Here is a 6515-nt window from a genome sequence, read left to right as displayed (position 1 = left end):
CCGTTGGGCTGGCGCCCGACGACGCTGGTGGTCAGGATCCGCCGCTACCAGTGCATCGGCTGCGGGCACGTCTGGCGCCAGGACACCAGCCGCGTGGCCGAACCGCGCGCGAAGCTGTCGCGGACCGCGCTGCGGTGGGCGCTGGTGGGGCTCGTCTGCCATCACCTGACCGTCGCCCGCCTGGCCCAGGCCCTGGCCGTGTCCTGGGACACCGCCAACGATGCCGTCCTGGCCGAAGGCGAGCGCGCCCTTCTGGACGACTCGGCCCGCTTCGAGGAGGTGAAGGTCATCGGTGTCGATGAGCACGTCTGGCGCCACACGCGCCGGGGCGACAAGTTCGTCACCGTCGTCATTGACCTCACCCCGGTGCGGGACGGGACCGGCCCGTCACGGCTGCTGGCATGGTCCAGGGGCGCTCCAAGCAGGCGTTCAAGACCTGGCTCTGCGAGCGGCCCAAGGCCTGGCGCGAGGGTCTGGAGGTCGTGGCCATGGACGGCTTCACCGGCTTCAAGACCGCCACCACCGAAGAGCTGCCCGAGGCGGTCGCGGTGATGGACCCGTTCCACGTCGTCCGCCTCGCCGGCGAGGCCCTGGACCGCTGCCGGCGCCGGGTCCAGCAGGACACCCGGGGCCACGGAGGCCGCGCCGGCGACCCGCTCTACCCCGCCCGACGGACCCTGCACACCGGCCAGAACCTGCTCACCGACCGCCAACGCCTGATGGCACTGTTCGAGGACGAGGACCACGTTCAGGCCCAGGCCACCTGGGGCGTCTACCAGCGCATGATCGGCGCCTATCGAAAGCCCGACCGCAACCGCGGCAAGCAACTCATGGCCAAACTGATCGAGTCCGTCACCACCGGCGTCCCGACCGCCCTGACCGAGCTCCGCAAGCTCGGGCGGACGCTGAAGAAGCGAGCCGCCGACGTCCTGGCCTACTTCGACCGCCCCGACACCAGCAACGGCCCGACCGAGGCCATGAACGGTCGCCTCGAGCACCTGCGCGGCTCAGCCCTCGGCTTCCGCAACCTCACCCACTACATCGCCAGGAGCCTGCTCGAGACCGGCGGCTTCAGGCCCCAACTACACCCCGGATTGCGATGAGCCGAGAAACGTTTCACCGGGTGGTTGCGAAGCGCGATTGGTCACGCAATTCCGCTGATCATGTCGTGCCCGGGAAAATGCCGTCGTGCAGATGAAGGCATAGCGCTCCGTTTGTCGCCGACTCTCAGGTGGTATCAGTTGGCGCCTTGGAGGCGCGCGGGTGAGCAGCATCGGTGAACCGCGGCCGGTGCGGGTCCCTCCGCTTGCGGGCCACCGAGGCCGGGTGTCCCCTGACGGCATGCCCTCCACCGACTTCACCGACCTGACGGCCCTGTTCCTCAACTGCACGCTGAAACCGTCCCCGGAGCCGTCCAACACCTCGGCGCTCATGGCCGACTCGATCGCGATCATGCGAGCCAACGGGGTGGTGGTCGAGGAGGTGCGTGCCGTGGATCACCACATCGCGCCCGGCGTCCAACCGGACATGCGCCAGGCCGGGTTCCCCGACGACGGGTGGCCGGCACTGTGGGACCGTGTCCGTGCCGCGGACATCCTGGTGCTGGGGTCCCCGATCTGGCTCGGCGAGAAGTCCAGCATCTGCACCCAGGTGGTTGAGCGGTTGTACGCGCACTCCAGCCAGACGAACGACGCTGGCCAGTACGTGTTCTACAACAAGGTCGCCGGCTCGGTGGTGACCGGCAACGAGGACGGCTACAAGCACGTCGGGATGAACCTCACTTACTCCCTGCAGCACATCGGCTACACGGTCCCCCCGCAGTCCAGCGCCGGGTGGGTCGGCGACGCCGGCCCCGGACCGTCTTACGCCGACGACGGGTCCGGCGGACCGGACAGCGACTTCACGCAGCAGACCTTGACCTTCATGACGTGGAACCTCATGCACATGGCCGCGCTGCTCAAGCGCTCGGGCGGGATCCCCGCGCACGGCACGTCCACCACGGCATGGCAGGACGGTGAGCGCTTCGACCACCCACGAGGCTAGCCCTGGTCGGTGGCCTGCCCCGCCTGTGTCAGACGTCGGTAGACCGGCTCGAGCTCGGCGTAGCGGGCCGACCAGTCGATCACGGTGAATCGCCCGTCGCCCAGGCGGTCCAGGTAGGTGTGCCACCCGGCGCCGTACTGCACCAGGTCGGTCTCACCAAGGCCCTCGTGCTCGAGGGTCAGCAGCACGCCGTCGGCCTGCTCTGTGAGCGACACGCGCAGCACACTGTCCGCGCTCGCCTCGTCGGCGTCGTCGCTCGCGGTCCAGGTCACCTCGAGCAGGTGGGGTGGTTCGCACCGCACGATCGTGCCGGTCGCGTACTCGCGTCCGTCGTCCCAGTGGGTTGTCCAGGTGCGGCCGACGGCGTCCTGGGGCCGGGTCCGGGAGTCGTCGTCGCCCACTGTCACGGGGGCGAACCAGCGGGCCACGCGTGCGGGGTCAGAGACGAGGGTCCATGCGTCGTCGAGATCGGTCGCGAGGCGGCGCTCGAACCGGAGCGTTTGCCGGGGTGTCCCGAGGAGGGTCGCGGGTGCGGAGCTGGCGATGTGGTTCGTGGTCATGGCGGGTCCTCTCGATGGGCGGTGCGGTGGGTGGCGCGCTGGCCGCGGGCGACCTCGGTCTCCAGGGCGTCGAGCCGTTGGTTCCAGAACGCGGACAGGCGGTCGGTCCACGTGGTGAGGTCGGCGAGGGCCTCGGGGCGCAGCGAGTACCGGCGGCGTTGCGCGTCGACCTCGCTGCTCACGACCCCCGCTTCCCGGAGCACGCGCAGGTGGCGGGAGACGGCGGGCTGGCTGATCCCGAACTCCTCGCCGACCACGCGCGCCAGCTCACCCGCCGGTCTGTCGCCGGTCGCGAGCTCCTCGACGATCCGGCGCCGGACCGGGTCTCCCAAGGTATCCAGTGCGTGCACGGAGCTATGTTTACGCATCCGGTTATATAGCGCAAGGGTTAAACAGTGATCCGCTGGGTGCCGTGCCGGGCAAGCCGCCCCGGGAGCGGCTATGGCAGGCGTGGGTCGTCCGGGGAGACGGGCTCGAGGTCACCGGCCATGGCCTGCACGGTGCTCACATCGGGAAGTGTCCGGGAACGCGCCGATGTCACGTCCGGGACCGCTAGCACCGGCAGAGGCAGACCAGCCTTCAGGGGGTGCCGCCGTCGACGAAGGCTCCGTCGACGATCACGGGAACGGTCGCCGACTCATCCACCGCCCCAGCGACGGTGACGTCGGCTGCGAAACCCATCTCGGTGAGCTCGCGCCCACCGACGCAGTCCCGGAGCAGTCGGCCCAGCTCTCTTCCCGCCGAACGGAACATCGCGCTTGCAGCTGTGGCTTCGGGGCTGAAGTGGTGCCCGTGCCCCATCGAGTCGAGGTGTGCCAGGATCGCGCCCGCTCCGAGGTGGTCCTCCAGTGCGGGCCGCAGGCTCTGGTCATGACGCCACCGCTCGCCGGCGGCGATCACGCCGACGCTCCGCCCCGCCTCGAGAGCACGCGCCAGGTGGGCCGCCACCGCACGGGCGTTCCGCAGGCAACCCGCGACGACCGTCGACCCGCTCTCGACGAGCTCGGCGACGATGGTCGACCCGTTGGGCGAGGGCAGCACGAGGCGCTCCACAGGCTCGGCCTCCAGCAGCGTCGCCGGAGAGAGCGAGTGTGCGACGGTCGTGCCTTCCCGCAGCGCCTCGAGCCGTCCTACGGCCAGCACGGCGTCGTGCTCGGCGGCGATCGCCCGGGCGCGGTCGTCCGACCACGGGCTCGGGTGCACGCGGCAGCCGCGCTCGACGGCGACCGTCACTGCGGTCGAGAAGCTCAGCACGTCCACCACGACGGCCACCTCAGCCCCGCAGGCACTGGCTCCTACCGGCCCCCAGTCGAGGCGCACCGCCGTCGACCGTTGACCGAAGATGTCGTCCACTCGCCGAACCTCCCGTTGGTGTGGATCAGGTGGGCGCGCCGGGCCGGCAAGGCTCGATCTTCGAGCCTGATGTCGGATTCCTGCCAGACGCGCCACGGCCTTGGACCCAGACTGGCGTCGTGCACCTGGACACCGAACGCTGCGTGCGGGCCGTGCAGTCGAGGGACAGTCGGTTCGACGGCTGGTTCTTCACCGCTGTGCTGAGCACGGGCATCTACTGCCGGCCGAGCTGCCCGGTGCCGGCGCCGAAGGTCGAGAACATGCGGTTCATGCCGAGTGCGGCCGCCGCCCAGCAGGCGGGGTTCCGCGCGTGCAAGAGGTGCCGCCCCGACGCCAGCCCCGGCTCGCCGGAGTGGAACCAGCGTGCCGACCTGACGGCGCGGGCGATGCGGCTCATCGCCGACGGGGTGGTCGACCGGTCGGGTGTCCCCGGGTTGGCCGCCCAGCTCGGGTACAGCGTGCGCCAGCTCGAGCGTCACCTGCGGGAGGAGCTGGGCACCGGTCCTGTCGCGCTCGCGCGCGCCCAGCGGGCCCAGACGGCGCGTCTGCTGGTGGAGGGCACGCAGCTGCCCATGGCCGAGGTGGCGTTCGCGGCCGGGTTCTCCAGCGTCCGGTCGTTCAACGACACCGTGCGTGAGGTCTTCGCGCTCGCACCCACGGATCTGCGCCGGCGCGCGGCGGGTGACGCGGTCGCTGCTCCCGGGTCGCTGACCGTGCGGCTGCCGTTCCGTGAGCCGCTGTGCCCCGACAACCTGTTCGGGCACCTGGTCGAGACCGCGGTGCCCGGTGTGGAGGAGTGGCGTGACGGCGCGTTCCGTGTCGCGTTGCGGCTCGGCACCGGGCACGGCATCGCGTCCCTGCGCCCGATGCCCCAGCACGTCGTGTGCCGGCTCGTCCTGAGCGACCTGCGTCACCTGTCCATGGCTATCACGCGCTGTCGCCGACTGTTGGACCTCGACGCCGACCCGGTGGCCGTCGACGACTGCCTGCGCGCGGACCCGGTGCTGCAGCCCTACGTCGACAAGGCGCCCGGTCGGCGCGTGCCGCGGACGGCCGACCCTGAGGGCTTCGCCGTCCGGGCCGTGCTGGGTCAGCAGGTGTCCACCGCGGCGGCGCGCACCCACGCCGCCCGGCTGGTCGCCGAGCACGGCACCCCCATCGACGACGCGCACGGTGGCCTCACCCACCTGTTCCCCGAGCCGGCGCGTCTCGCCTCACTGGACCCGGCACGTCTCGCGCTCCCGGCTGCCCGACGCCTCGCCGTCCAGCGCATGGTCGAAGCCCTGGCCGACGGGAGCGTCGACCTCGGGGTGGGCAGCGACTGGCACGAGGCGCGCGCCCGCCTGGGGGCGCTGCCAGGCATCGGCCCGTGGACGGTGGAGACGATCGCGATGCGGGCGTTGGGTGACCCGGACGCGTTCGTGCCGTCCGACCTCGGGGTGCGGGTGGCGGCAGAGCACCTCGGTCTGCCCTCGACGCCGGGCGCCCTGACCCGCCGGAGCGCGACCTGGCGGCCGTGGCGGTCCTACGCGGTGCAGTACCTGTGGGCCGTGGGCGACCACCCCGTCAACCAGATGCCGGTATGAGCACGGACCCGGAGGAGACCCAATGAACGTCAGCCTTGGCGCGCGCGCCCACACCGTCGTCGACAGCCCGCTGGGCGAGCTAATTCTCGTCGCCGAGGGCGACGCCCTGGTCGGCCTGTACATGACCGACCAACGGCACCGCCCGCCGGTCGAGAGCTTCGGACGACGTGAAGGGCGGCTCCTGGGCGCGGTCGCGGAGCAGCTCACGCAGTACTTCGCCGGTGAGCGCACGGTCTTCGACGTCCCTGTGGCGCTCACGGGCACACCGTTCCAGCGGGCGGTCTGGACGGCGCTGTGCGACATCCCCTACGGCGAGTCCACCTCCTACGGGGAGCTGGCCGTGCGGGTCGGTCGCCCGGGTGCCGCCCGGGCCGTCGGCCTCGCGAACGGCCGCAACCCGGTGGGCATCATCGTGCCCTGCCACCGGGTCGTGGGCTCCGGCGGCGGGCTCACCGGCTACGGGGGCGGGCTGGGGCGCAAGAGGTACCTTCTCGACCTCGAGCGTCACGCTGCGGTCGCTCCGCTCTTCTGACACCCAGCGGTTGCCCACCTGCGTGCGGGGAGCTCAGGTTCCCGGGGACGAGCGCCAGCTTCTCCCGCACCGGGGGCGGGCGTCCGTCGGGGTCTCAGTCTCGGACGGCCGCGACGGCCTCGTCCCACAGGTCCTCGAGCGACGCGGCACCGTCCAGCGCGAGCCAGGCCTCGGACGCCGTGTCGAGGCAGACCACGGCGGTCGCGATGATCGCGGTGGCGCGTCGCTGGGCCGCCGGGTCGCTCACGCCGGTGGCGCGCAGCCGGGCGGCGAGCTCGGGCACCAGGAGCTCGCGCCACGCCAGCTGCTTCTCCAGGTGGCGTGCCCGCAGCGTGGGGCTGCTCTGCAGCATGCGGCCCAGCGCCAGCGCGGTCGCGTCCGACGAGGCGTCCTCGCCCTGGCGGAGTGCGAGGAGGGCGGCGCGGACCGCCTCCCAGGGGG

Annotated in this window: 7 protein-coding genes and 1 pseudogene; 4 read left to right on the top strand and 4 right to left on the bottom strand. The window is 71.8% G+C overall.

Features of this window, described 5'->3' with window-relative positions; genetic code table 11:
• Window positions 1-1103, top strand: a pseudogene (locus N869_RS11875) (ISL3 family transposase); the annotation flags it as partial.
• A gap of 238 nt (window positions 1104-1341) precedes the next feature.
• Window positions 1342-2043 (top strand): flavodoxin family protein, encoded by a 702-nt coding sequence (locus N869_RS11870; RefSeq protein WP_052105488.1) that lies wholly within the window; start codon window positions 1342-1344, stop codon window positions 2041-2043.
• Here the strand turns inward: N869_RS11870 and N869_RS11865 are convergent.
• From N869_RS11865 to N869_RS11855, 3 genes are all read right to left on the bottom strand, one after another.
• The gene (locus N869_RS11865) at window positions 2040-2603 is read right to left on the bottom strand and encodes an SRPBCC domain-containing protein (protein ID WP_052105487.1); all 564 of its coding nucleotides are present in this window, start codon (window positions 2601-2603) and stop codon (window positions 2040-2042) included. The two genes, N869_RS11870 and N869_RS11865, sit on opposite strands and share 4 nt — an antisense overlap.
• Window positions 2600-2953 carry an ArsR/SmtB family transcription factor gene (locus N869_RS11860; RefSeq protein WP_198026060.1) on the bottom strand — a complete coding sequence of 118 codons (354 nt, stop codon included), beginning with the start codon at window positions 2951-2953 and terminating at the stop codon, window positions 2600-2602. The genes N869_RS11865 and N869_RS11860 overlap by 4 nt, the downstream gene beginning before the upstream one ends.
• A gap of 229 nt (window positions 2954-3182) precedes the next feature.
• Complete coding sequence (locus N869_RS11855) at window positions 3183-3956, bottom strand: 2-phosphosulfolactate phosphatase (protein WP_035061993.1); 774 nt, start codon at window positions 3954-3956, stop codon at window positions 3183-3185.
• A gap of 119 nt (window positions 3957-4075) precedes the next feature.
• On the opposite strand from N869_RS11855, the gene N869_RS11850 reads away from it, so the two are divergent.
• Together N869_RS11850 and N869_RS11845 are read left to right on the top strand one after the other, a co-directional pair.
• Window positions 4076-5542, top strand: a complete 1467-nt coding sequence (locus N869_RS11850; protein WP_035061991.1) for an AlkA N-terminal domain-containing protein — start codon at window positions 4076-4078, stop codon at window positions 5540-5542.
• Window positions 5543-5564: 22 nt separating this feature from the next.
• Window positions 5565-6074, top strand: a complete 510-nt coding sequence (locus N869_RS11845; protein WP_035061990.1) for a methylated-DNA--[protein]-cysteine S-methyltransferase — start codon at window positions 5565-5567, stop codon at window positions 6072-6074.
• A 94-nt stretch (window positions 6075-6168) separates the two neighbouring features.
• On the opposite strand, the gene N869_RS17840 is transcribed toward N869_RS11845, so the two are convergent.
• A partial coding sequence (locus N869_RS17840) for an acyl-CoA-like ligand-binding transcription factor (RefSeq protein ID WP_456297588.1) occupies window positions 6169-6515 on the bottom strand: 347 nt, incomplete at its 5' end.

It is taken from the genome of Cellulomonas bogoriensis 69B4 = DSM 16987 (assembly GCF_000767165.1).
GTDB lineage: Bacteria > Actinomycetota > Actinomycetes > Actinomycetales > Cellulomonadaceae > Actinotalea > Actinotalea bogoriensis.
The sequence above is the reverse complement of the archived record's forward strand: the minus strand, read 5'-3'. Positions and strand labels throughout refer to the sequence as shown.